This is a genomic window from Yersinia sp. 2553 StPb PI, from assembly GCF_052217105.1.
Lineage (GTDB): Bacteria > Pseudomonadota > Gammaproteobacteria > Enterobacterales > Enterobacteriaceae > Yersinia > Yersinia enterocolitica_E.
This window is the reverse complement of sequence record NZ_JAZGPX010000002.1, coordinates 1,274,941-1,298,817: the sequence shown is the minus strand read 5'-3', so window position 1 is coordinate 1,298,817 and position 23,877 is coordinate 1,274,941. Positions and strand designations below refer to the sequence as shown.

The following is a 23,877-nucleotide window of genomic DNA, read 5'->3' as shown; positions in this document are numbered from 1 at the left end:
CTTACCTGATATGGTAACACAGCCTCGGATTACGCTGTAACCCGGCGGAGATTTCCTATCTGATTATCATCGTTCAATTAAATCGAACAAAGAACGCAAAATATTGCGCTATCACTAATAGAAAAATATTAATAAAGTGTATCTCATTGAAAGGGCGAACCGCCTAAGTCTCTGTTACCTGTTAAGGAATTACGATGAGCAAAGTACTGGTCCTGAAATCAAGCATTCTGGCAACTTATTCACAGTCCAACCAATTAGCTGACTTTTTTGTCGAACAATGGCAAGCAGCCCATGCTGACGACGAAATCACCGTACGTGACTTGGCCGCTCAACCGGTTCCGGTGTTAGATGGTGAACTGGTGGGTGCTCTGCGCCCTTCAGATGCCGCGCTAACACCGCGCCAACAAGAGGCTTTGGCACTGTCTGATGAGCTGATTGCGGAACTGCAAGCCAATGACGTGATAGTTATGGCAGCACCAATGTACAACTTCAATATCCCGACGCAGTTGAAAAACTATTTTGACCTGATTGCACGTGCTGGCGTGACTTTCCGCTACACAGAAAAAGGTCCAGAAGGTTTGGTAACCGGTAAACGTGCCATTATTCTGACCAGCCGTGGGGGCATTCATAAAGACACCCCAACTGATCTGGTGGTGCCTTACCTGCGTCTGTTCCTGGGCTTTATCGGCATTACCGATGTTGAATTTGTGTTTGCAGAAGGCATTGCTTATGGTCCTGAAGTGGCGACCAAAGCACAAGCTGATGCCAAACAGTTACTGGCTCAGGTTGTCAGTGCTTAATTGATAACTTTCGCGCAGAAGTGGGTGTCTCCGTCAATGCGCGACTGAAAATGACCTTGTATTACCCTCGTGTTACCCAGTAGTGTCATTGGTTAATTGCGCGCCTTTCGGCGCGCTTTTTTCTCTGTGATTATGCCAGTAACGCCATCGCACTCTCTTCATCCGTAACCAAACCATTCACCCAATGCCCCCTGAGCGCCGCTTTAATAGCCTGATGTTTCTCCTTACCACCTGCGATAGCAATCACCGGTTTTTCTGGCTGAATACGTAAGCTGGCACTGGTTAAACGCTGATCCAATTCATAGGCGACGCGCTGACCATCGATATCAATGAAATTACCCAGCATTTCTGCCACAACATTCGCGGCCATGAGCACATCGACATCTTGTGCAGAAATAAAGCCATCTTTATGCAATGGACAATGATACCCCATTGAGCCAATACCGATAAACGTAACATCAGCCTGAGCTGCTTTCTCAGTGACAGTGCGGTAAATCCGGTGATTACACCACAGGTCACGATCCGCCGCGCTGTCAGCAAACAAAGGCGCGGGCAAAATAAAGTAGCGTCCTTGTGTTTTCTCGGCCATCCACAGCGGGACATCATAGCGTGTACAGGAACCATCAGCAGCAATAGCGCCGATAAGTGAGACACAACTGTGCTGAGGACGTTCGAAATCAGGTAACTCATCAATGGCGGCTTTCAAACTGCGACCAGAGCCGACACCAATGACCAGTGGCTGTTCTTGACGCAGAAATTGCGACATCACTTCAGCCCCCACCACAGCAATGGCTCGTTGGATACCCGAGCTGTCCATCCCCAAGCTGGGGACCACCTGACACTGATGCAAGCCATACTGCTTTTGCACCTGTTCGGCCAGCGCCATACAGCGGCCAACCGGGTGAGCAATGCTGACACTGACCAGCCCGTTATCAATAGCACACGCCACCAGCCGCTGGGCCACCTGACGCGAAACCCCCAGGGCATCAGCAATTTCATGTTGCGTCTGCCCGGCAACGTAATACATCCAGGCCGCTCTGGCCGCTTGATCCAGCTTCTTATCACTCTTCTGCATGAGTTATCTGCGCAATATTATTTGAAATAGAGATAGGGGGTGAAACCACAATGGTCATCATCTTACGCCTCTATTTGACAGATTTTTATCTCTACTTACGGTTATGTGAGCCAAAGCCCACCTTTCGGGCAAAAGTTACATTACCCTAACGCCATTAGAGCAAATGCCCTACATTAGAGCTTATGCTCAAATTATAACGCCAACACTTACCGTGATTGTGGAGATAATTTATGAACAGTTTTCTGAATACCACCCATGCAGTGTGGTTGCACATTGGTGCAGGCTCCTTCCACCGTGCTCACCAAGCCTGGTATCTACACCGGTTACGGGCCATAGGCGATAATCGTTGGTCTATTGCTCTGGCTAATATTCGGGATGACGCGACCCCGTTGCTCAATGCATTACAAGCCCAAAACGGCGAATACACCTTGGAAACCGTGACACCAGGGGGGGAGCGTCAATATGAAAAAATCACATCAATCCGCAAAATTATCCCTTGGGATAAAGAACTGAGCCAATTGGTAGCACAAGGTAGTCTGCCAGAAACGCGCGTTATCTCCTTTACCGTGACCGAGGGCGGTTACTACCTGGATAACCAATTTAACCTGCAACAGGATAATGCGGATATCCAGGCTGACCTCAAAGGTGATTGCCGCACAATATACGGTGCTATCAGCCGTATCTTGCTGCAACGCCAACAGATGCAGAGCGGGCCAGTGACCTTGCTGAACTGCGATAATTTGCGTCATAACGGTGAGCGTTTCCGCCATTGCCTGCTTGAGTTCCTCGCACTTCGCGACCAGCAAAGCTTGCTCAGTTGGGTGACAAGTCAAACCCGTAGTCCCAATACCATGGTTGACCGCATTACCCCGCGCCCCGCTGATGACATCGCACCACGGGTGCTGGAACAAACCGGTTTCGCTGATCTGGCACCGGTTATGGGGGAATCATTCATCCAGTGGGTTATTGAGGACGATTTTATTGCCGGACGCCCAGCATTGGAGAATGTGGGTGTAGAGATGGTGGAATCAGTTCTGCCGTATGAAGAGGCAAAAATCCGCATCCTCAATGCCAGTCACAGTTGTATTGCCTGGGCTGGCACCTTGCTTGGGCAAAGTTACATTCATGAAAGTACCCAGACTGACGCTATTCGCCAGATGGCCTATGACTATGTGACTCAGGATGTCATCCCATCACTGTCGCCAAGCCCACTGGATCTTGCCAATTACCGTGATGTGGTGCTGGACCGTTTCAGTAATCCGTATATTCGTGACACCAACCAACGGGTGGCGGCAGATGGCTTTTCCAAAATTCCCGGATTTATTACACCCACATTGATGGAGTGCTACCAACGAGGTGATACCCCAGCAGCAACCGCGATACTACCCGCATTATTCTTCGTATTTATGGAAAGTTGGCATCAGGGCATCCTGCCGTATGAATACCAGGACGGAATACTGGACGCCGCGGCCGTCCATGCCATGTTCCAATCAACTGACCCGGTAGGTCTGTTCGCTCGCGACAGCAAGCTATTTGGGCCACTAGCCAGTGACAACCAGTTTGAACAGCTGCTGCGCCAATCGATTGACCGGGTAAATACCTGGCTCGTTGCTAACCGTTAATCATCGACAAGGAATTGCTATGTATCTTGGACTTGATTTAGGGACGTCAGAAATTAAAGCCGTGGTGATTGATGACCGGGGCCAGATTCTGGCCAGTGAAGGCGAACCCTTGACCGTGCAGCGCCCGCATCCTTTATGGTCGGAGCAAAATCCCACTGACTGGTGGCAGGCGACACAACGGGTTATTGGCCGCCTGCGCCATAAAATACCCCAGCGCTGGGGTGAGATCCTCGCGATTGGTCTTTCGGGTCAAATGCATGGCGCGGTGCTGTTGAGCCGCGAGGATCGTATCTTGCGACCGGCTATTTTGTGGAATGATGCGCGCTGTGCCGAAGAGTGTGATGAGTTGACCCGCAATGCCCCACAGTTGCATCAGATTGCCGGAAATCTGGCGATGCCAGGCTTTACTGCACCGAAACTGCTGTGGGTTGCTCGCCATGAGCCGGAGGTGTTCGCACAACTGGCGACGGTACTGCTACCTAAAGATTATCTGCGCTGGATGATGAGTGGCGATAAGGTCAGTGATATGTCTGATGCCGCCGGAACGTTATGGTTGGATGTCGCCAGGCGCGACTGGTCGGACTCTCTCCTGGCTGCCTGCGGATTATCCCGCGATATGATGCCGCGCTTGATTGAAGGTAATGAACCCAGTGGTTACCTGAAAACAGATATTGCGCGCGAGTGGGGCTTAGCCGATAAAGTGATTATTGCTGGCGGTGGTGGCGATAACGCAGCCAGTGCTGTTGGGATTGGTGCCATCAATCCTGGTGATGGCTTCATCTCTCTGGGCACGTCCGGTGTATTGTTTGCCGTTAATGATTGCTACCGGCCCAATCCACAATCTGCCGTTCATGCCTTTTGCCATGCTTTGCCGCATCGCTGGCATCAGATGAGTGTCATGCTGACCGCAGCCAGCGCCCTGCGCTGGTTGTGCCAATTGCTGGGAACCAATGAAACCACCCTTCTATCCGAGGTTGCGCAACTCAGTCGCTCAAAGCAGCGGCTGGCACCAATTTTCCTGCCTTACCTTTCAGGCGAACGCACCCCCCATAACGATCCGCTGGCAACCGGTGCGTTTCATGGCATGACTCATGCGACAGACCGTGCGGCGCTGGGATATGCCGTGCTGGAGGGGGTGACTTTCGGTATTGCTGATGGCCTGGCGGTGTTACAGCAGGCCGGTACCCAACTGAGCCAATCATCGTTGATTGGTGGTGGTGCACGCAGTGTGTGGTGGGGGCAATTGATGGCTGACACCCTTAACCTGCCAATTGTCACCCACAGCGGTGGGGAGGCTGGTGGGGCTTTAGGTGCCGCACGTTTAGGGTGGCTTGCCAGCGGCGGTGATGAGCAGGAGGTGTGCAGCAAACCACAAATCGACCAACGCTTCATCCCCGATGTTAACCGGCAAGATGCCTTGTTTGCGCGCCTTGAACGCTATCGACTGCTCTATCAACAGCAGCGGCAGTTACGCCAACAACAGCCGCAATAACCATCTAAAAAATAAAGATATAACAAGCCCGGGCGAGCCTATCGCCCTTTTCTCTGTCCCTATAACCGTTGCTCCTACCAGCAACTCAACCAGCCGGCGCTCAAGCGCCAGAGGAACTTACTATGCAAAAAAAACCTACCCACTGGTTTGGTTTGCCAATGAATTTGTTCTGGGGTTACATTGCCATTGCCATTTTTATGAGCGGCGATGGATTTGAAATGGCCTTCTTATCCAAACATATTACTGATATGGGCTTTTCTCCGGCACAATCAGCCTTTGTGTTTACACTCTATGGCTTAGCTGCTGCCATTGCCGCCTGGAGCTCTGGTGTGGTTGCAGAGATCATCACGCCACAACGCGCCATGCGGATTGGTTTTGTGCTGTGGGTGGTCATGCACTGCTTATTTATGGTATTCGGTTTAGGCATTAAAAGTTATCCACTAATGTTGCTGTTCTATGGTATTCGTGGGTTGGCCTATCCGTTATTTATCTATTCATTTGTTATGTTAATTGTTCAAAATGTCCCTAAACAGCAACTCTCTTCTGCCATGGGTTGGTTTTGGGCGATGTATTCCGTCGGTATCGGTGTCATAGGGAGCTATTTGCCCAGTTTCACCATTCCGGTGATTGGTGAAACCGGTACGTTGTGGTTTGCCATTGTCTGGGTCATGGCCGGCGGTATGATGGCGTTGATATTACTGCGCAATGTTGGCACTGCCAGCCCTAAAGCATCACTCTCAAATAAAGAAAAAATCAAAGAGTTGTCACGGGCCGTCACTATTCTGTTTACCAATAAAAACATCTTCTTATCCTGTTTAATCCGCATCATCAACACCCTGTCATTATTTGGTTTTGCCGTTATTATGCCGCTCCTGTTCGTTGGCCGACTTGGTTTTACCATGTCTGAATGGCTGCAAATCTGGGCGGTGTTCTTCTTCGTGACAATTTTCACCAATATTATGTGGGGGATCTTGGGCGAAAAAATTGGTTGGATGCGGCAGGTGCGTTGGTTTGGCTGTATCGGTTGTGCCCTTTCTAGTCTGGCGTTCTACTATATTCCGGTTCATTTCGGCCATAATTTCTGGGCGGCCCTGATCCCGGCAGTAATGTTGGGGATAACCGTAGCCGCTTTCGTTCCGATGACCGCAGTATTCCCGGTATTGGAACCGGAACACAAAGGTGCAGCCATCTCGATTTATAACTTGTCTGCGGGTCTGAGTAACTTTGTTGCCCCGGCGATTGCCTCGCTGGTGTTACCTTTCTTCGATATTGTTGGCGTGGTGTGGGTTTATACTGCGCTGTATCTGATTGCTGCTGTGCTGACCCTGATTGTTAAAGTTGAGCAACCAGGGCATGCAGATACCTATTATCGCAAAGAATCACTCGATAGCCTCGCTGGGCATCCTGCTACGGCCAGTTTACACCCTGAGCGCTAGCGGGTTATTTTTTAAGCTAAGGCCAATACCGTCGAAATCAATATTTCAGCAACCCGAAGTTTAGACATAAAAAACGCCCGTGCTGAGACGGGCGTTTTCCATAGCGTCATTGATACCATCATCGCAACAATTAGCGCTGCATCCACTGGCCATTAATACCGCGCACATATTCACCGGCAGCCGCACGGTTAACTAACTTTTGCCCTGCCAGCTTGGCAACATCTTCAGTTGAAATATGGTTTTTCTGCGCCACTTCCTGATATTTCTCTGTTCTGGCAATATTGATTTGCTCTACCAACGCCAGTGTCTCAGGATCTTTTTTGACCGGAGCCAAATAACCACTTAGGGTTTCGCCAACCCGCCCTTGCTGCTTTGCCTGTTCCACGGTCAGGGCGAAAGCCATGGCGCTGAACAGCAAACTGCCACTCAATATCGTCCACCCCAACATCACTCGAATCAGCCTTAGCCTGCCACCAATCCAGCCTGAATTTTGCTTTTTCATCGTGGCTCCTTAAAATAGATTGGATTGATTTTTAAGCAAGTTTTCCACATCTTTATCAACTTTTATCTGGATTTCATGCTCAATCTTGACGTTCATATTGATAGTGATCGGTTTTTCCGGTGTCGCTACCTCAAGGCGTAAACAGCCACTGAGCATCAAAACACCCAAAGCTATTGCCACATGTTCCCCTGTCAAGATCTTCATTCCTTCGTCCTCGCCGGTATCACTGTTGGTTGTAAAGAAAGCGTCTGTTGTAGCCACTCTTGTAAATTGTCACCAAAACGCAGGCTACGCCAGAGTTGGAACACATTTTCCTGATGCTGATAATTCAATACTATCTCACGCTTTGAGTTTTTTTGCGTATTCACACCATGAATCTTCGAGCGTAATGTCAATTGCCCCAAATTATCCAGATCCACTTTGGCATAAGATTGATAAATCTCCATATAGCGTAACCAATCAATCGCAGCACCGGCGACAAAGTTACTATCACCGATTGAATTGGCCAGATCTTGATCGAGGCGCAATGTCACCCTGCCATCGTTAGCAATCCAACCATTACGCACCAACCACTGTGGGTTATTGAGATAAAGAGGCAATTCCCCGTTGACCTTCCCCGACATCGCAAACTGTTTCGGTTGTAGCACGGTAAATAGCTCACTCAAGTCAATGGCGGTTAATTTCAGCACGGCGGCGTCGTGTTGCGGTAAGCGTAACGCGGACAAACTCAGATGGCCGTTAAGAATGTCCATACCGACGTTACTCAAAGTTAACGGTGCATCATCAGAATAGGGATAAGTACCTTGTAAATCAGCAGTTATATTCTGCATTTCAAACAAGTTGCTTATTGAGGCGATACGCAACATCACCGGGTCTTTCGCGCCCAACTGCCAGTGGTGATTCTGCAAGCGATACGACATGACAAAATCTAACCCGCTCATTTCTCCGTCTTTCAGCCACATCCCGCCATTCTTCACCACCCAGTGACCACCGGCGGTAAAGCCTTGTTCTCGGGCTGCCGAAAAGGCCGCCTGAGCATACAGCTCTCCATCACGCAGTTTGATGCCTAACTCGGATGCGATAAGCGGCTGGAATACGGTTAACGATTGTTTCGGCCACCAGCCCTCACCCCGTAACCGCTCGCCATCCCAGCGGCCGCGCAGTGGGATCGGCCCGATAGGCTGCGCCTGCAATTGCCCCTGCCACAGAAAGCTGTTTGGTTCCCGACCATTGAGTTGCAAAGATAATTCAGCGGGAGGTAGATAACCGCCCCCGTCGCTGAACGACACTTTTTTCGCCCCTAACGCAAAACCGGCAATAAAGGCTGGGTGATGGTTATCGCGCTGCCAGGTGAGTGGTTTCACCAATGTCAGTCTTGGCGCCTCAACCTTAACCAGGCCATATTGCAACCGATCAAAACCGGTCGAGAGCTGGTCAACGGTGATTAATGTATCGCGCCAACTCCCCTTGCCCGCCATATCCCAGCGAGCAGCCAGTGGCGGCAGGTGACCATTGCCCCAGTAACGCCACTGCCAATAACCTTTATCCGGCCAAAACTCTTGCGCCTGACCATCCAAATGCAGGTTGAAATTACCCCAATAGCTGTCTTGTGCATCAACGATGGCTTGTAGACGCCCGCTAACCCCGGCAGCCGTGACCTTGACACCAGCCAATGGCCAGCGAGCATCTCTTATCCGCAATTCAGGCGTCACATTGCCATGCGCGCGCAGTAACGCCCCCGGGTGCAGCACCCACGTTGGGTTCAACACCGAACCACTGAGCAGCCCTGGAATGGTGGCATTAAGCACCATTTTCTCCAGATTAGCCTGACCACTGAGTTGGAATTTTAAATCGCTGTTTATCATGCTCAGATTACCCGGCCCGAGGGTCAATACGGCATTACCCTTACCACTCTGCCCAGAGGTAATCACATTAATTCGCGCGTCAACTGAGGTCTGATCCAACCCTTGGTCCCAGTCATGTAACGTCAGGTTAATACCGCCACTTAATGGTTGCTGCGCGTATGGCCATTGCCACTGTCCGTTAACTAGCTGAATTTGGTTTACCGCAACACGCCATGGCAACCGTGCGAGCGGCACATCATCGCCACGCTCAGTGAGCGTCAGCACACCTTGCTGCTGTTGCCAGCTCAAGTTTAGAAGCAGTGGTTTAGACAGATAACCGGTGGTTAGCATCCCCTGTAATTCACCCTGTTCCGGCCAATCATCCAGTGACAAAGGAATCTTTATTTTTCCACTGAGTTCGAAAGGCTGCGGGGTACCAGGAACCGCAATAGAGAATTGATGCAAACTCAGTTGTTGATCCTGATCAAGGGTCGCGGCAAAGCTCAGTTGCGGCCCCTGATAACGTAACTCTTGAATCAATTTAAGCTTATCGGGCGAGGTGAGGGTCAGTTTACCGGCATATTGCTGCCAGGGCGTAATCTGCAAATTGCTGATATCCAGATCCAATACCGATAACTGCTGTTGCCAGTAAGCTAAATTCAGTGGTGCGCTGTCGCCATTAGTCGGTAATTTACTCAAACAAGCAGTATCCAACGCAACATTACCGGCCGCAAGTTGCCAGCGCCCCTGATGGTAGCCGACACTCAATTGATTCATATTTGCGAGGGTGCAGTCTTGTATCGAATAGCGCAATTGCTTGATACGCAGTGCGCCGTCACGCCATACCGGTGGCGTAGCCAGCGTTATCTGACTCCCCACGGGTAACCAATAATGTGCCACTTTGGGTAACCACTGTGGCAGGGTTTTCCATAATGCCATCAGAGAAATTGCGCTGATTAATAACAACCAACCCACTATTTTTGCGCATTTAGCCATGACTCGCCTTGTTTTATCCCCAACCAGACTTACGGTGTGCTTTAATCAAATCACTGCAAGATACAATAATAGATAACGCTACCCTTGCAACTCAGACAAAACTGTTGCCATTGAAAGTTGGAATAAAAACCTTATCTCTTTGGCATGAAAAAGTTACAAGTGCTCTATTTAACTTATTATTGTGGCAAATTGTATGATTTATTCAAATCTGTTAGATTGATCACAATATTTTAGCGGAGATATCGCGATGAAATTAGCCGTTTACAGTACTAAACAGTATGACCGTAAATACCTCGAATTGGTCAACAAAGATTTTGGCTTTGAATTAGAGTTTTTCGATTTTCTGTTAACGCCAAAAACAGCAAAAATGGCTGCTGGCTGTGATGCGGTCTGTCTTTTCGTCAACGATGATGGTTGTCGTGCGACATTGGAAGAACTGAAAAGTGTCGGTGTCGAGATTCTAGCGTTGCGTTGCGCTGGTTTCAATAATGTGGATCTGGAAGCCGCGAAAGAACTGGGAATTCAGGTAGTTCGTGTCCCTGCCTATTCACCTGAGGCGGTCGCTGAACATGCTGTGGGTATGATGATGAGCCTTAACCGCCGAATTCATCGTGCTTATCAGCGCACCCGTGATGCCAACTTCTCGCTGGAAGGACTGATCGGCTTCAATATGCATAACCGCACTGCCGGGATTATCGGTACCGGTAAAATTGGTGTGGCAACCATGCGCATTCTGAAGGGTTTTGGTATGCGTCTGCTCGCTTTTGACCCCTATCCAAGTGCGCAAGCTCTGGAACTGGGTGCTGAATATGTCGATCTCAAAACGCTATATGCTGAATCTGATGTTATTTCCTTGCATTGCCCGATGACACCGGAAAACCATCATCTGCTTAATAAACAATCATTTGATCAAATGAAAAACGGTGTAATGATCATCAACACCAGTAGAGGTGGTCTGATTGACTCTACCGCAGCCATTGATGCCCTAAAACAGCAAAAAATAGGTTCGCTCGGCATGGATGTGTATGAAAATGAACGTGACCTGTTCTTTGAAGACAAATCCAACGATGTGATTCAGGATGATGTTTTCCGCCGTTTATCTTCTTGTCATAACGTGTTATTTACCGGGCATCAGGCGTTTCTGACCGAAGAGGCGCTGACCAGTATTTCGGCCACCACAATGCAGAATATTGCCCAGTTGAAAAAGGGTGAACCCTGCCCGAATATTATTACCGCCTGATTATTTATACGTTATAACAAGCGGCAGCATGGGATACCCAATAGATTTCGAGCACAGGCAGGCGGCAAACAGAAGTAGCCAATACACCTGAGACTTGAAAGATGGCGGGTATCAACGTGCCGGACAAGCGCCGCGCATTAACGCCCATTCTTCACAACGTTTACCATCGGGTAACTGACACATCCCTACGCTGCCACCATTGAGTTGTTTGGCAATGGTTAATACACCACCGGCATTGGCACAATTGACTGCCGCCGGATTGGCCATATTAATATTATGGTGGACACTGGCGCTGGTGGCTTGTTGCACGGGTTCATAGGCATCAACATTATTTAAAGCTGTATCCGTTGGGTCATTGCTGCTACAGGCGGCTAAAAAGAACACAGCGCCACCCACAAACATTGATAATACTTTCATTCTTCTGCTCCGGCATGAGAAAGGCATAAATCTATTGTTTAATGCAATTTCGTCTACGCTAATTGGCTTATATAATATCTGTTATAATTAAAACACAACATAAATAAGCGCAAATTCGATAATTAAACTTAACCTGTAACAAGGTGAATAGCCGAATTATCAAGGTAGTTTGCTGTTAAAAATTTGGCGAAATAACCAAACCGAGACTAATTAGATAGAGAATCAGTTACCTACGATTTGGATAAAACGGGAATAACTATGATCACTGATTTACTGCTACGAATAGCCCTTGCCGGATTGCTGGGTGGGTTAATAGGTATTGAACGTCAATTGCGGTCAAAAGAAGCAGGATTGCGTACTCATATCCTGGTTGGTATCGGCAGTGCCATGTTTATGATTGTTTCAAAATACGGTTTCGAGGACTTACTGACACTGGAACACGTCAGTTTTGACCCTAGTCGAGTCGCAGCACAGGTTGTCAGCGGCATGGGGTTCCTGGGAGCCGGGACGATTATGATTCAAAAGCAGATGGTTAAAGGCCTAACAACCGCAGCCGGTATGTGGGTAACAGCGGCTATCGGCCTGGTGATTGGTAGCGGCCTGTATGAAATTGGCATCTATGGCACGCTAATGACACTGGTGGTACTGGAGATCTTCCGCCAATTGAGTAATCGCCTGCTTGGCCAGCACCATTATGTCTCGATCAAACTGTTACCCGAAAGTGTGCCACTTATTCTGGTCGCATTGCAAAAACTGCGACTGCGACCAATTAACCTGTCAGTGGTACAAAAACGTGAAGAGAAGGATACCGATTGTGAACTGACCATGGAAGTGACTTTGTCACCTAGAAAAAGTCTCGATCAGTTTTATGAGACGTTATTGTCTATTGATGGCATACATCAATTAGACATTAAATAGTTGAAAAGGACGTTGTCCTACCTTTCAGTGACACCGACCATCACTCATTAGCGTGTTATCCCGCCCCACCACGATAACGCGCTAATAGATGAGTTCCGCCTGTATCCTACAGGCGTGATTAATGCATGGGTGTCTTAGACAGCAGATTAATCACCATAACCCCCGCAATGATTAGCGTCATCCCGGCAATGGCTGCCCAATCAAGCTTTTGTTGGTACATAAAGGTAGCGGCGATCGACACCAAAACAATACCCAACCCTGACCAGATGGCATAAGCGATACCTAATGGCATGGTTTTAACCACCTGCGAAAGCCCCCAAAATGCAATGCCGTAGCCAATAACCACCACAATTGAGGGTACCAATCGGGTAAACCCATCAGATGCTTTCAGCATCGTAGTAGCCACCACTTCGGCAACAATTGCCATCATTAAATACATTAAACCGCTCATCATCATTTTCTCATTTCAGTATTGGGTCAACATTATGCCCGTCCCATATTAAATGTTCATTAAATCTAATTCAGCTTCACAATTATTTTACAAAAGCACCCATAGGTATTGCTTCACCAAGCGATATCTGAGCAGTGCAATAAATAGTTTTCTAATTGTAATAATTATTATCCGAATAACATCTATATAAGCTTTGCCTGCGCTACTGGCTTATTTTCTGCATTTTAACTGAAAGCATTTAGCCCCCCAGCCACACAAACTCGATAACTGACAAAAATGCACTCTGCTAGAATTTCAGTATTAGTTCAAATAATTCGTTAACCGTCAGAGGCACCCATTACTACTTTGGTCTCTGCGTGACAAGCAATGTGAAGGTATAAATTAATGATTACTACTGACGGTAACAGTGCAGTAGCTTCTGTGGCCTATCGCGCCAGCGAAGTTATTGCTATCTACCCTATTACACCCAGTTCTACCATGGCAGAGCTTGCTGATGCATGGTCAGGTGATGGTAAAGTCAATATTTGGGGAGACGTTCCCCGCGTGGTTGAAATGCAGTCAGAAGGCGGCGCCATTGCCACTGTGCATGGCGCACTACAAACTGGCGCGCTGTCGACCTCCTTTACCTCTTCGCAGGGATTGCTGTTGATGATCCCCACGTTGTATAAGTTAGCGGGTGAACTGACCCCTTTCGTACTGCATGTTGCAGCCCGAACCATTGCGACTCATGCCTTATCCATCTTTGGTGATCACTCCGATGTTATGGCCGTGCGCCAGACCGGTTGTGCCATGCTGTGCGCCAGCAGCGTGCAAGAAGCGCAGGATTTCGCCCTGATTTCACAGGTAGCGACGCTCAATAGTCGCATTCCATTTATTCATTTCTTTGATGGTTTCCGCACCTCACATGAAATCAATAAAATTGTGCCACTCGATGATGACACGCTACGCCAATTATTGCCGCAAAAAGGGATAGATGGCCACCGCAGCCGAGCGCTGTCACCGGAGAGTCCGGTTGTGCGCGGTACCTCTGCCAACCCTGATACCTATTTCCAGTCGCGTGAAGCGACCAACCCTTGGTATAACAACACCTATCAGCATGTTGCTGATGCCATGGCCGCTTTTGCCGAGGCCACTGGGCGCGAATATAAACCATTTGAATATTACGGCCACCCACAGGCGGAGCGTGTCATTATCTTAATGGGTTCCGCTATCGGCACCTGCGAAGAAGTGATCGATACTTTGTTGACGCGCGGCGAAAAAGTCGGCGTGCTTAAAGTGCGTCTATTCCGCCCTTTCTCTGCGGCGCAGCTGTTGAGTGTCTTACCCCAATCAGTAATAAAAGTGGCCGTGTTGGATCGCACCAAAGAACCGGGTGCACTGGCCGAGCCACTCTATCTTGATGTGATGACCGCATTGGCTGAAACCTATAGCCGTGGCGAACGCGCCACATTACCGAAAGTGATTGGTGGTCGTTATGGTTTGTCTTCCAAGGAGTTTGGCCCTGATTGTGCTCTCGCCATTTTCAAAGAGTTGACATTGGATTTGCCTCGTCCACGTTTCACCGTAGGGATTTTTGATGATGTTACTGGTCTGTCATTGCCATTGACTGACGAAAAGATAGAACAACGCGCCACACTGGAGGCGCTGTTCTATGGCCTGGGCAGTGATGGTTCGGTCTCTGCCACTAAAAACAACATCAAGATAATCGGCAACAGTACCTCACTGTATGCACAGGGTTATTTTGTTTATGACTCGAAAAAAGCGGGTGGCCTGACGGTCTCGCACTTGCGCGTCAGTGAAACTCCGATCAATTCCGCCTATTTGGTCAGCCACGCCGATTTTGTCGGTTGCCACCAGTTGCAGTTTATTGATATCTACCAAATGGCCGAACGGCTGAAACCGGGTGGTATCTTCCTGATTAATACCCCATTCAGTGCAGACGAAATGTGGTCTCGCCTACCACAAGAAGTGCAGGCCGTATTGCACCAGCGCAATGCACGGCTGTTTGTGATCAATGCAGCCAAAATTGCCCGTGAATGCAAACTGGGCGCTCGTATTAATACCGTGATGCAGATGGCGTTCTTCCATCTGACACAGATTTTACCCACTGCGATGGCGCAACAGCAGTTGCGGGCCGCAATTGATCTTAGCTACAGTAATAAAGGGCCAGAAATTGTCACGCGCAACTGGCAGGCACTGGATGCGACCCTTGATGCACTGATTGAAATCCCGCTACAACCGATTAATGAAAATAGCCCGATGCGGCCACCGATCGTCTCCGATCAAGCACCTGATTTCGTCAAAACAGTTACCGCAACCATGTTGGCTGGTTTGGGGGACGCACTGCCAGTATCAGCCTTCCCGCCTGATGGAACCTGGCCGGTGGGTACGACCCAGTGGGAAAAACGCAATATTGCAGAAAATATTCCTATCTGGCAGCCCGACCTCTGTACCCAGTGCAACCACTGCGTTGCCGCCTGCCCACACTCAGCAATCCGTGCCAAAGTGGTACCGCCAGAGGCTATGTCTGGTGCACCTGACAGCTTGCAGTCACTCGATGTCAAAGCCCGTGATATGCGTGGGCAGAAGTATGTGTTACAAGTTGCGCCGGAAGATTGCACCGGATGTAACCTGTGCTATGAAGTCTGTCCGGCCAAAGATCGCCAGAATCCTGAAATCAAAGCCATCAACATGCAACCACGGCTGGAGCACCTGGTGGAAGAAAAAACACACTATGACTTCTTCCTCAAATTGCCGGAAATCGATAAAACCCAAATGGAACGTATTGATATCCGTACGTCACAATTGATTTCCCCGCTGTTTGAATACTCTGGAGCCTGTTCGGGTTGTGGCGAAACACCGTATATTAAGCTGTTGACCCAGTTATATGGCGATCGTCTGTTAATTGCCAACGCCACCGGTTGCTCATCAATCTATGGCGGCAATCTACCTACCACGCCTTATACCACCAACGCCGATGGCCGTGGTCCGGCATGGGCTAACTCACTGTTCGAAGATAATGCCGAGTTCGGTCTGGGCTTCCGCCTCACCGTCGATCAGCATCGTCAGCGGGTAACTCGCCTAATCAACCAACTGGCACCACAGTTACCACAAGAGCTGGTCGATCAGTTAATTCTTCAGGATGCCACGCCAGAAGTACGCCGTGAGCAAGTCTCTCAATTGCGTCAGCTATTGCGTGACATCCCAGGCAATGATGCTCAACAATTGGCAACGGATGCGGATTATTTAGTCGATAAATCCATCTGGTTGATTGGTGGCGATGGCTGGGCATATGACATTGGTTTTGGTGGACTTGACCATGTATTGAGCCTAACAGAAAACGTCAATGTGCTGGTGCTCGATACCCAGTGTTACTCCAACACCGGCGGTCAGCAATCTAAAGCGACCCCGCTCGGGGCGGTCACTAAATTTGGTGAGCATGGCAAACGTAAGGCGCGCAAAGACTTAGGCGTCAGTATGATGATGTATGGCCATGTCTATGTTGCCCAGATTTCGCTGGGAGCGCAGCTCAATCAGACGGTAAAAGCCATTCAAGAAGCGGAAGCTTATCCTGGCCCATCGCTGATTATCGCTTACAGTCCGTGTGAGGAGCATGGTTATGATTTGGCCTACAGCCATGACCAGATGAAGCAATTAACCGCCACCGGTTTCTGGCCGCTATACCGCTTTGACCCACGCCGCACTGACGAAGGCAAAGCGGCCTTGGCATTGGACTCCCGCCCACCAAGCAGTGACCTGACCACCACACTGCTGAATGAGCAACGTTTCCGCCGACTCAATACCCAAGAGCCGGAGGTGGCGGCACAGTTGTACGCGGCGGCGGAGAAAGACTTGAAAAAACGCTACGACTTCCTGAGCTTACTGGCAGGGAAAACAGAAAAAACCGCCTCTGAGGGATAAGTCCACTCAGTATCAACATCGTTTATCAGCAGGATAACAACGCCTCATTCGGGGCGTTGTACTGCGGGTTTTGATTCTGGGGGCACCCTATTCTATTGTTTTTCTCGTACTGAGTATTCCCCCATAAATCAATGGGGGAATAGCAGAATGGGTCAAAGGTGATATTACCGCGTTAACTTAATAGATAAATAAAATCAGAGATTGGTTACATCTATATACAGGGCGTTATTGATATTGGTAGAAGAAACCGTTGCTTCACTAAACGCGTACTCTTCCCTATCCCCGTCACGATCTAACGGCAGGTTGACGAAATCAAAAAGGTTACGGTCAGCTAACTGGCTTGGGCTTACGTTTTGTATTGACTTAAATACACTCTCAACCCGTCCCGGATCTTTTTTATCCCATTCGCCTAGCATGGTTTTAATCGCCTGGCGTTGCAAATTCTCCTGCGAACCACACAGGTTACATGGAATTATTGGAAAAGTTTTATACTCAGAATACTTAATCAGGTCTTTCTCGCGGCAATATGCCAGCGGCCTGATAACAATATTACGTCCATCGTCAGAACGTAATTTTGGCGGCATCGCTTTCATGCGTGCACCATGGAAAATATTCAAAAATAGCGTTTCAACAATGTCATCCATATGGTGACCGAGCGCGATTTTTGTAGCGCCAATCTTCTCCGCAAATGAATACAATGTTCCTCTGCGTAGACGAGAACATAGCCCGCAGGTTGTTTTACCTTCAGGTATTTTCTCTTTAACAACCGAATAAGTATCTTTATCCACAATATAATAAGGGATATTAAGGCTTTCAAGATACTCAGGCAGAATATGCTCAGGAAAACCGGGCTGTTTTTGGTCTAAATTTACCGCAATAACATCGAACTTGATCGGCGCAACCTTTTGTAGGCCGAGCAGGATGTCCAACATTGCAAACGAGTCCTTCCCACCACTCATGCATGCCATTACAACGTCATTATCTTCGATCATGTTGTAATCGGTGATAGCGTTGCCGACATTTCTCCGAATGCGCTTCTGGAGTTTATTGAACTCAAGGGTTTCTTTTCTTGTATCTTCTTGATTCATAAATACTTATCAGGTCTCTAATAACGTTCAGAGCGACTAATTCCGAGTGAAAAAGTAAAGCGTTATTATACGTAAGTTTATGCATCCATGAAACAGTAGAAATTGCAGCAACCCTGAGCAGGTTGAAAGGAATTAAATATCTTGCTAAAAATGCATAAAAAAAATGCCGATGTTGAGACAACATCGGCATCGTAACAATTATGTGCTATGCAGTAATTCAAAATAAAAGTATTACAAATATGGAGCGCAACGCCCATCGCTTGACGTTGCATTCACCTGCACAGTGATAATGCCTGAGTCATTACCATCAAATCTTGATGTGGCTCAATTTTGCAGTGATTAACCCTATCTCTGGCACACTCTTTTACGCGCCTACCGCTTCATTATTAGAGCCATTTACTGCGCTTTAACCACCAGGCAACACCTAACACCAAAGCCACCAACATCATGCAAAAAGTCGCAAAACCAAAAGAGTCGGTATTACCGGGGATCCCACCAAGGTTGACCCCAAACAAACCGGTCAAAAAGGTCGTCGGTAAAAAGACCATTGCCAAAAGCGACATGGTATAGGTCCGCCGGTTCATCGCATCAGCCATTAATGAACTAATTTCATCAGACAGCACTGCCGTGCGGGCGATGCTTGAATCTAAATCCTCTAATCCACGGCCCAGCCGTTCTGAGATTTCCTGCATTCGACGCCGATCATCATCATTCATCCAGGGCAAACGCTCGCTGGCCAATCGAGAAAATACATCGCGTTGTGGTGCCATATAGCGGCGTAACACAATTAGCTGCTTGCGTAATAATGCCATTTGCCCACGCTGGGGGATTTTTTGCTCCAGTAAATCATCTTCAAGATCGATAATTTTGTCGTGTAAGTCTTCGATAAACTCACTGGTATGGTCGGTCAGGCCATCGACAATCTCCACCAGCCAATTACCACTGTCTGTCGGGCCAGTGCCGCTTTGCAGGTCATTTAGTACATCATCGATGGAGTAAACCTTACGATGGCGAGTTGAGACGATCAATTTGTCTGTGATATAGACCCTAATCGTCACTAACTGATCGGGACGGGCATCGGTGTTAAAGTTAATACCACGCAAGGTTATCATCGTGCCATCACCCAGCCGGGTGACCTTAGGACGCACACTCTCCCCCGCCAGACCATCACGCACCACCTCTGGCAGTAAGGGTGTATTTTGCAACCAGGCTGCACTTTGCGGATAGGTATAATCCAGATGCAACCAGCAAGGCTGCTCCGCTGTGGCGACCGCATCAACACTTATTGACGTCACCCCCCCTTTACCATCGAGTTGATAGGCATAAACCGCATCAGAGACTTGAAGTGCTTTCCCTTCGACTACATCCACAACAACATCCTCTATTTCGGAATTTATCATGCAATTAGCTCAGTGTAGCGCTAGCCACCCGATCTTTAAAGGTGATGAACCAGGATAGCTCGCCGCAGCCATAACAGAACCGTCTGACACTAAGAAAACGCAATGTTAAATGTAGTAAAATGATCTAAACATAAAGTGACCAGATAGATTTAATTATCTCATCACCACTGAGAGAAAATTAAAAAAATAGAAAAAGCCGCCAATTAATACTGGCGGCCTAACTGTCAGAAACACACCAGCTTTAGTGCTTGATGATATACATCGTCTGACTGTATGCCACATCCTCAGGGTTAGTGATTGGATAACCTTTCACCCACGGCTTAATTAAACGGCCATTGGTAAATTGATATATAGGTGCGATAGGTACTTGCTCGGCAATAATCTGTTCAGCTTTATTATAATCATCACTCAGTGCTTTAGCATTGGTCTGTTTACCCGCTTCATTGAGTAACTTATCATAATCTACACTATTAAATTTCGCGATATTTCCGCTGTGTGTGGATGTCAGCAGTGACAGGAAGGTAGACGGCTCATTATAGTCACCGACCCATGACGCACGAACCACATCAAAATTACCGGTGTTACGGCTGTCAATATATGTCTTCCATTCCTGGTTAATCATTTTGACATCCACACCCAATGTTTTCTTCCACATAGAAGCAATGGCAATGGCTAATTTCTGATTATTATCAGAGGTATTATACAAGAGGGATAATGTTAACGGCTTATCAGGGCCATAGCCCGCAGCATGCAGCAATGCTTTGGCTTGTGCGTTCAATTCATCCTGATCTTGCTGCTGCAATAAATTTGCAACCGGATGGTAGCCAGCAGTAACATCAGGCGTAAAGTGATAAGCTGGCTTCTCTCCAGTACCTAATACTTTTTCAGCAATGATTTTACGATCTATCGCATAAGATAATGCTTTACGTACGCGAATATCATTGGTTGGTGCACGTTGCGTATTAAAGGCGTAATAATAGGTTCCTAGCTGATCAGGCGTATAAACCTGGTCAGGAATATCTTTTAGCAACTTCTGATATAAATTTTTCGGGAATGATTCTGTAATATCAATATCACCCGCACGATAACGTTTAGTGGCATTTGCTTCCTGATTAATTGGAATAAACGTTACTTTGGTCAGCACCGTATGCGCATGGTCCCAATAATGTTCATTCGGTACTAAGACCAATTTCTCATTGACGACTCTATCTTGTAATTTAAATGCGCCATTGCCTACCAGATTACCGACTTTGGTCCAATCATTACCATATTGTTCAACAACAGACTGGGGTACCGGGAATAAACTGAAATTTGCTGTCAGACTTGGGAAATAAGGTACTGGTTTACTGAGTTTGACTTTTAAGGTGTGATTATTAATAGCACTCACCCCTAGCGTGTCGGGTGACATTTTCCCTGAAATAATTTGCTGTGCATTCTCCATCCCCGCTAATTCAGCGAACCAGGCAAAAGGAGATAAACTTTTAGGGTCAACTAATCGACGCCAGCTGTAAACAAAGTCCTGTGCAGTGACCGGTGAGCCGTTAGACCATTTAGCGTCTTTACGTAAAGTAAATATATAGGTTTGGTTATCTGTTGTTTGCCAGCTTAATGCCACTCCGGGAATTATTTGGCCCTGAGCATCCTGATTCACTAAGCCTTCAAACAGGTCACGCGCGACCTGAGCCTCGATGAGCCCCACGGCTTTCATCGGATCAAGGGAGGCTGGCTCATCTTTAATATGACGAACGATTTCTTGTTTTTCTGCCAATACGGTACCCGCAGGAACATCAGCAGCATTTGCTGCGCCCAACGCGGTGCCCACTAATGCGGCACACAATGCATAACGGAAATAGCGCATAATCGATAACCTTATCGTTGTTGTCCATGTCAGCGAAAGCAGCCCCTGACTGCTCATAACGTTAACTACTCACAGCGCGTACCAACATATTCTATGTAGGTAATATTCAGCCATGACCTTGGGGTTACTGTGTGTGTAAATTTAACGCATCATTATTTCTAGATCTATTTATTTAAAGTAAATCAAACAGTAAAGCTTCAACATCAACTCAACACGTTGTCGATATAAACTAGCAGATTAAACCCTATACTGACGATGATAAAATATAGCTCACCACGGCAACATCAAAAGTAAACTGCATTCAACAATACAATCAGCGACTGACGTTAGCCTTTATGGTTCTCTGAACCATTGCCATCAGCATCAAAAATAACTTATTGATTCAAAGAAATAATATTAAATGCTATGTTGAAAGTATTATAAATATGTTCAGGATAACAGAGAACATTATGACTCAATATCGACCTCGTTCAGCACGAGGAAATTTGTTCACCTTAGGCCAACACTACGGCCAATCGCTGCTGGGGGCACCGCTGCTTTACTTCCCTGCCCCCACGTCATCTGTGAACACCGGGTTGATTATCGCCGGCACCCATGGCGATGAAAGTGCGGCCATTGTTGCCCTTTCCTGCGCGTTACGCACTATTGCCCCGGAACAACAGCGCCATCATGTGGTATTAGCAGTGAACCCGGATGGTTGCCAATTAGGGTTACGTGCTAATGCCAATGGTGTTGATCTTAATCGCAATTTCCCGGCAAAAAACTGGCAACCAGGCGAGACGGTTTATCGCTGGAACAGTGCCGCTGATGCACGTGATGTCCGGTTATTGACGGGCGAACACGCAGGTTCAGAGCCAGAAACACAAGCTTTATGCGCCTTGATTGAGCAACTTGCTCCCCGCTGGGTCGTCTCATTCCATGAGCCGTTGGCCTGCATTGAAGACCCTGATAGCTCTGTGCTAGGGGCTCGGTTGGCAGCCAATTTCGCATTACCGCTCGTTAACAGTGTCGGTTACGCCACACCGGGGTCATTTGGTAGCTGGTGCGCTGATCGCAATTTGCCGTGTATCACCGCAGAATTACCGCCAATTTCCGCCGATGCGGCCAGTGAATGTTATCTGGCTGCATTGGTGGATTTACTCACGTTGGCGGATTAAACCGACAAATCGATCGCCCCTGTTGAGAAGTGCAACCCACCCTCAATGTCCTGTTCCAACCATGTCGGGCCGTCGAGATCAACAAACCGCGCGCCCGGTGCCAGTGGCAAGGCCGCTCGTATGGCGCGGGAAGTACACAACATGCAACCGAGCATAATGGCAAATCCCTGTGATTTTGCCTGCTCGGCTAGCAATAACGCTTCGGTTAACCCGCCACTTTTGTCCAGTTTAATGTTTACCATGTCATAGCGGCCAACCAGTCCGGCTAAATCCGCCCGCGTATGGCAGCTTTCGTCAGCACAAATCGGCAACGGATGAATAAAATTCTGCAAGCTATCATCTTCACCGGCCGGTAGCGGCTGTTCCAGCATCGCCACACCTAAATCTGCCAGTAACTGGCAACGGGCAACCAGCCCTTCGGTTTGCCAGGATTCATTGGCATCCACGATTAAGGTCACTTCTGGCGCAGCACTGCGGATCGCCACTAAACGCTCAGCAATAAGATGGTCATCAAGTTTTATTTTCAACAATCTGGCGCCAAGATGTGCCAATGCACTGGCACTGTACGCCATCGCTTCTGGCGTGCCGATACTGACTGTTTGAGCCATTGAAATATGGGGAATAGCCGTTGTCTGGCTCATATGCCACAAACTTTGCTGGCTCTGTAAACATTCCAACTGCCACAGTGCACAATCCACCGCATTCCTGGCGGCCCCTGCGGATAATAGCGGCTGTAAATCCTGCCGTGAAATGCCACCTTCTATGGCATTAACAACCAAGGCGAGCTGTGCCATGACCGATGATTCACTTTCACCATAATGTGGATATGGCGTACATTCGCCGCAAGCCAGGATGCCGTCCTCTTCAATCTCGACGACCACCACTTTGGCTTCGGTGCGGCTACCACGGGAAATAACAAACGCAGAATGTAAAGGCCATGCCTCAGGGTAGAAACGCATTGTTCTCAATTATGGCTCCTTGGCAAAATTCGGGTTTGAGTATCAGACGTTAGAACCTAACGTAAGCGAAATCTCAATTATTTAGCAAATTTCTCATATCCAAGCCGCCATTGTTACCTTAAACTGAACTTCGTGTTACACATCTGTAAAAGGGATCAAATAATGACACAGACCGTACATTTTCAAGGCAATCCAGTGACTGTTGCAGGTCAACTGCCACAAGCTGGCGATAAAGCAAAAGACTTTACTTTGGTTGCGAAAGATTTATCTGATGTTGCCCTGAGCAGCTTCATTGGCAAACGTAAAGTCCTGAATATCTTCCCAAGTATTGATACCGGCGTTTGTGCGGCATCGGTACGTAAATTCAATCAATTGGCTGGCGAACTTGAGAACACTGTCGTTCTTTGTATCTCCTCTGACCTGCCATTCGCTCAATCACGCTTTTGCGGTGCTGAAGGCCTGAGCAACGTAACGACCTTATCAACGCTGCGTGGCGCCGATTTCAAACAAGCTTATGGTGTGGCCATTACCGAAGGCCCATTGGCTGGTTTGACTGCGCGTGCTGTGGTGGTTCTGGATGGGCAAGATAACGTTATCTACAGTGAACTGGTTAACGAAATCACCACTGAACCAAACTATGATGCCGCCCTGGCAGCATTGAAGTAACTGGTTAACTTGGGTTTAACTAATCCGGAGCATTA

The 23,877-nt window shown here is 48.1% G+C and carries 19 protein-coding genes; 9 read left to right on the top strand and 10 right to left on the bottom strand.

What is annotated here, in order from left to right; all coding sequences use genetic code 11:
* Positions 1-194 precede the first annotated feature (194 nt).
* The gene (azoR, locus tag V2A84_RS07260; protein ID WP_083158789.1) at positions 195-800 is read left to right on the top strand and encodes an FMN-dependent NADH-azoreductase; all 606 of its coding nucleotides are present in this window, start codon (positions 195-197) and stop codon (positions 798-800) included.
* 130 nt (positions 801-930) lie between these two features.
* Here the strand turns inward: azoR and V2A84_RS07255 are convergent, their stop codons facing one another.
* Positions 931-1,875: a sugar-binding transcriptional regulator gene (locus V2A84_RS07255; RefSeq protein WP_442848669.1), complete on the bottom strand. Its 945-nt coding sequence runs from the start codon at positions 1,873-1,875 to the stop codon at positions 931-933.
* Positions 1,876-2,105: 230 nt separating this feature from the next.
* Between V2A84_RS07255 and dalD the strand changes: the two genes are divergently transcribed.
* The 3 genes from dalD (at position 2,106) to V2A84_RS07240 (ending at position 6,425) form a co-directional block, all read left to right on the top strand.
* Positions 2,106-3,497: a D-arabinitol 4-dehydrogenase gene (gene dalD, locus V2A84_RS07250; protein ID WP_102970403.1), complete on the top strand. Its 1,392-nt coding sequence runs from the start codon at positions 2,106-2,108 to the stop codon at positions 3,495-3,497.
* A gap of 19 nt (positions 3,498-3,516) precedes the next feature.
* Positions 3,517-4,989: a xylulokinase gene (gene xylB / locus V2A84_RS07245; protein WP_083158787.1), complete on the top strand. Its 1,473-nt coding sequence runs from the start codon at positions 3,517-3,519 to the stop codon at positions 4,987-4,989.
* 122 nt (positions 4,990-5,111) lie between these two features.
* On the top strand, positions 5,112-6,425 hold the full coding sequence (locus V2A84_RS07240; protein WP_050085290.1) for an MFS transporter: 1,314 nt from the start codon (positions 5,112-5,114) through the stop codon (positions 6,423-6,425).
* A 130-nt stretch (positions 6,426-6,555) separates the two neighbouring features.
* On the opposite strand, the gene V2A84_RS07235 is transcribed toward V2A84_RS07240, so the two are convergent.
* The 3 genes from V2A84_RS07235 to V2A84_RS07225 are packed head-to-tail and all read right to left on the bottom strand — an operon-like array spanning position 6,556 to position 9,767.
* Positions 6,556-6,927: a YdbL family protein gene (locus V2A84_RS07235; RefSeq protein WP_083158786.1), complete on the bottom strand. Its 372-nt coding sequence runs from the start codon at positions 6,925-6,927 to the stop codon at positions 6,556-6,558.
* Between the two features lie 9 nt (positions 6,928-6,936).
* Positions 6,937-7,131 (bottom strand): YnbE family lipoprotein, encoded by a 195-nt coding sequence (locus V2A84_RS07230; RefSeq protein ID WP_193784655.1) that lies wholly within the window; start codon positions 7,129-7,131, stop codon positions 6,937-6,939.
* Positions 7,128-9,767 (bottom strand): YdbH family protein, encoded by a 2,640-nt coding sequence (locus V2A84_RS07225; RefSeq protein ID WP_083158785.1) that lies wholly within the window; start codon positions 9,765-9,767, stop codon positions 7,128-7,130. The genes V2A84_RS07230 and V2A84_RS07225 overlap by 4 nt, the downstream gene beginning before the upstream one ends.
* 247 nt (positions 9,768-10,014) lie before the next feature.
* Here V2A84_RS07225 and V2A84_RS07220 point away from each other — a divergent pair, with 247 nt between their 5' ends.
* Positions 10,015-11,007, top strand: a complete 993-nt coding sequence (locus V2A84_RS07220; protein ID WP_083158784.1) for a 2-hydroxyacid dehydrogenase — start codon at positions 10,015-10,017, stop codon at positions 11,005-11,007.
* Between the two features lie 111 nt (positions 11,008-11,118).
* Here the strand turns inward: V2A84_RS07220 and V2A84_RS07215 are convergent, their stop codons facing one another.
* Positions 11,119-11,424 carry a putative hemolysin gene (locus V2A84_RS07215; protein WP_083158783.1) on the bottom strand — a complete coding sequence of 102 codons (306 nt, stop codon included), beginning with the start codon at positions 11,422-11,424 and terminating at the stop codon, positions 11,119-11,121.
* A 258-nt stretch (positions 11,425-11,682) separates the two neighbouring features.
* Between V2A84_RS07215 and V2A84_RS07210 the strand changes: the two genes are divergently transcribed.
* Positions 11,683-12,342: an MgtC/SapB family protein gene (locus V2A84_RS07210; RefSeq protein ID WP_083158782.1), complete on the top strand. Its 660-nt coding sequence runs from the start codon at positions 11,683-11,685 to the stop codon at positions 12,340-12,342.
* Positions 12,343-12,460: 118 nt separating this feature from the next.
* On the opposite strand, the gene V2A84_RS07205 is transcribed toward V2A84_RS07210, so the two are convergent.
* Positions 12,461-12,793, bottom strand: a complete 333-nt coding sequence (locus tag V2A84_RS07205) for a DMT family transporter (protein ID WP_442849118.1) — start codon at positions 12,791-12,793, stop codon at positions 12,461-12,463.
* 384 nt (positions 12,794-13,177) lie between these two features.
* On the opposite strand from V2A84_RS07205, the gene nifJ reads away from it, so the two are divergent.
* The gene (nifJ, locus tag V2A84_RS07200) at positions 13,178-16,714 is read left to right on the top strand and encodes a pyruvate:ferredoxin (flavodoxin) oxidoreductase (protein WP_442848668.1); all 3,537 of its coding nucleotides are present in this window, start codon (positions 13,178-13,180) and stop codon (positions 16,712-16,714) included.
* 194 nt (positions 16,715-16,908) lie between these two features.
* On the opposite strand, the gene ttcA is transcribed toward nifJ, so the two are convergent.
* The 3 genes from ttcA to V2A84_RS07185 form a co-directional block, all read right to left on the bottom strand.
* Positions 16,909-17,802, bottom strand: coding sequence for a tRNA 2-thiocytidine(32) synthetase TtcA (ttcA, locus tag V2A84_RS07195; protein WP_083158780.1), 894 nt, complete (start codon positions 17,800-17,802; stop codon positions 16,909-16,911).
* A 386-nt stretch (positions 17,803-18,188) separates the two neighbouring features.
* Positions 18,189-19,172 (bottom strand): zinc transporter ZntB, encoded by a 984-nt coding sequence (gene zntB, locus V2A84_RS07190; RefSeq protein ID WP_083158779.1) that lies wholly within the window; start codon positions 19,170-19,172, stop codon positions 18,189-18,191.
* Between the two features lie 271 nt (positions 19,173-19,443).
* Positions 19,444-21,060, bottom strand: a complete 1,617-nt coding sequence (locus tag V2A84_RS07185; RefSeq protein ID WP_083158778.1) for a peptide ABC transporter substrate-binding protein — start codon at positions 21,058-21,060, stop codon at positions 19,444-19,446.
* Positions 21,061-21,509: 449 nt separating this feature from the next.
* Between V2A84_RS07185 and mpaA the strand changes: the two genes are divergently transcribed.
* Positions 21,510-22,217, top strand: coding sequence for a murein tripeptide amidase MpaA (gene mpaA, locus V2A84_RS07180; RefSeq protein WP_083158777.1), 708 nt, complete (start codon positions 21,510-21,512; stop codon positions 22,215-22,217).
* Here the strand turns inward: mpaA and ycjG are convergent.
* A complete protein-coding gene (gene ycjG / locus V2A84_RS07175; RefSeq protein WP_083158776.1) occupies positions 22,214-23,185 on the bottom strand; it encodes an L-Ala-D/L-Glu epimerase in 972 nt (323 codons plus the stop codon). The genes mpaA and ycjG overlap by 4 nt on opposite strands.
* 153 nt (positions 23,186-23,338) lie before the next feature.
* On the opposite strand from ycjG, the gene tpx reads away from it, so the two are divergent.
* On the top strand, positions 23,339-23,842 hold the full coding sequence (gene tpx / locus V2A84_RS07170) for a thiol peroxidase (RefSeq protein ID WP_083158775.1): 504 nt from the start codon (positions 23,339-23,341) through the stop codon (positions 23,840-23,842).
* Positions 23,843-23,877 lie beyond the last annotated feature (35 nt).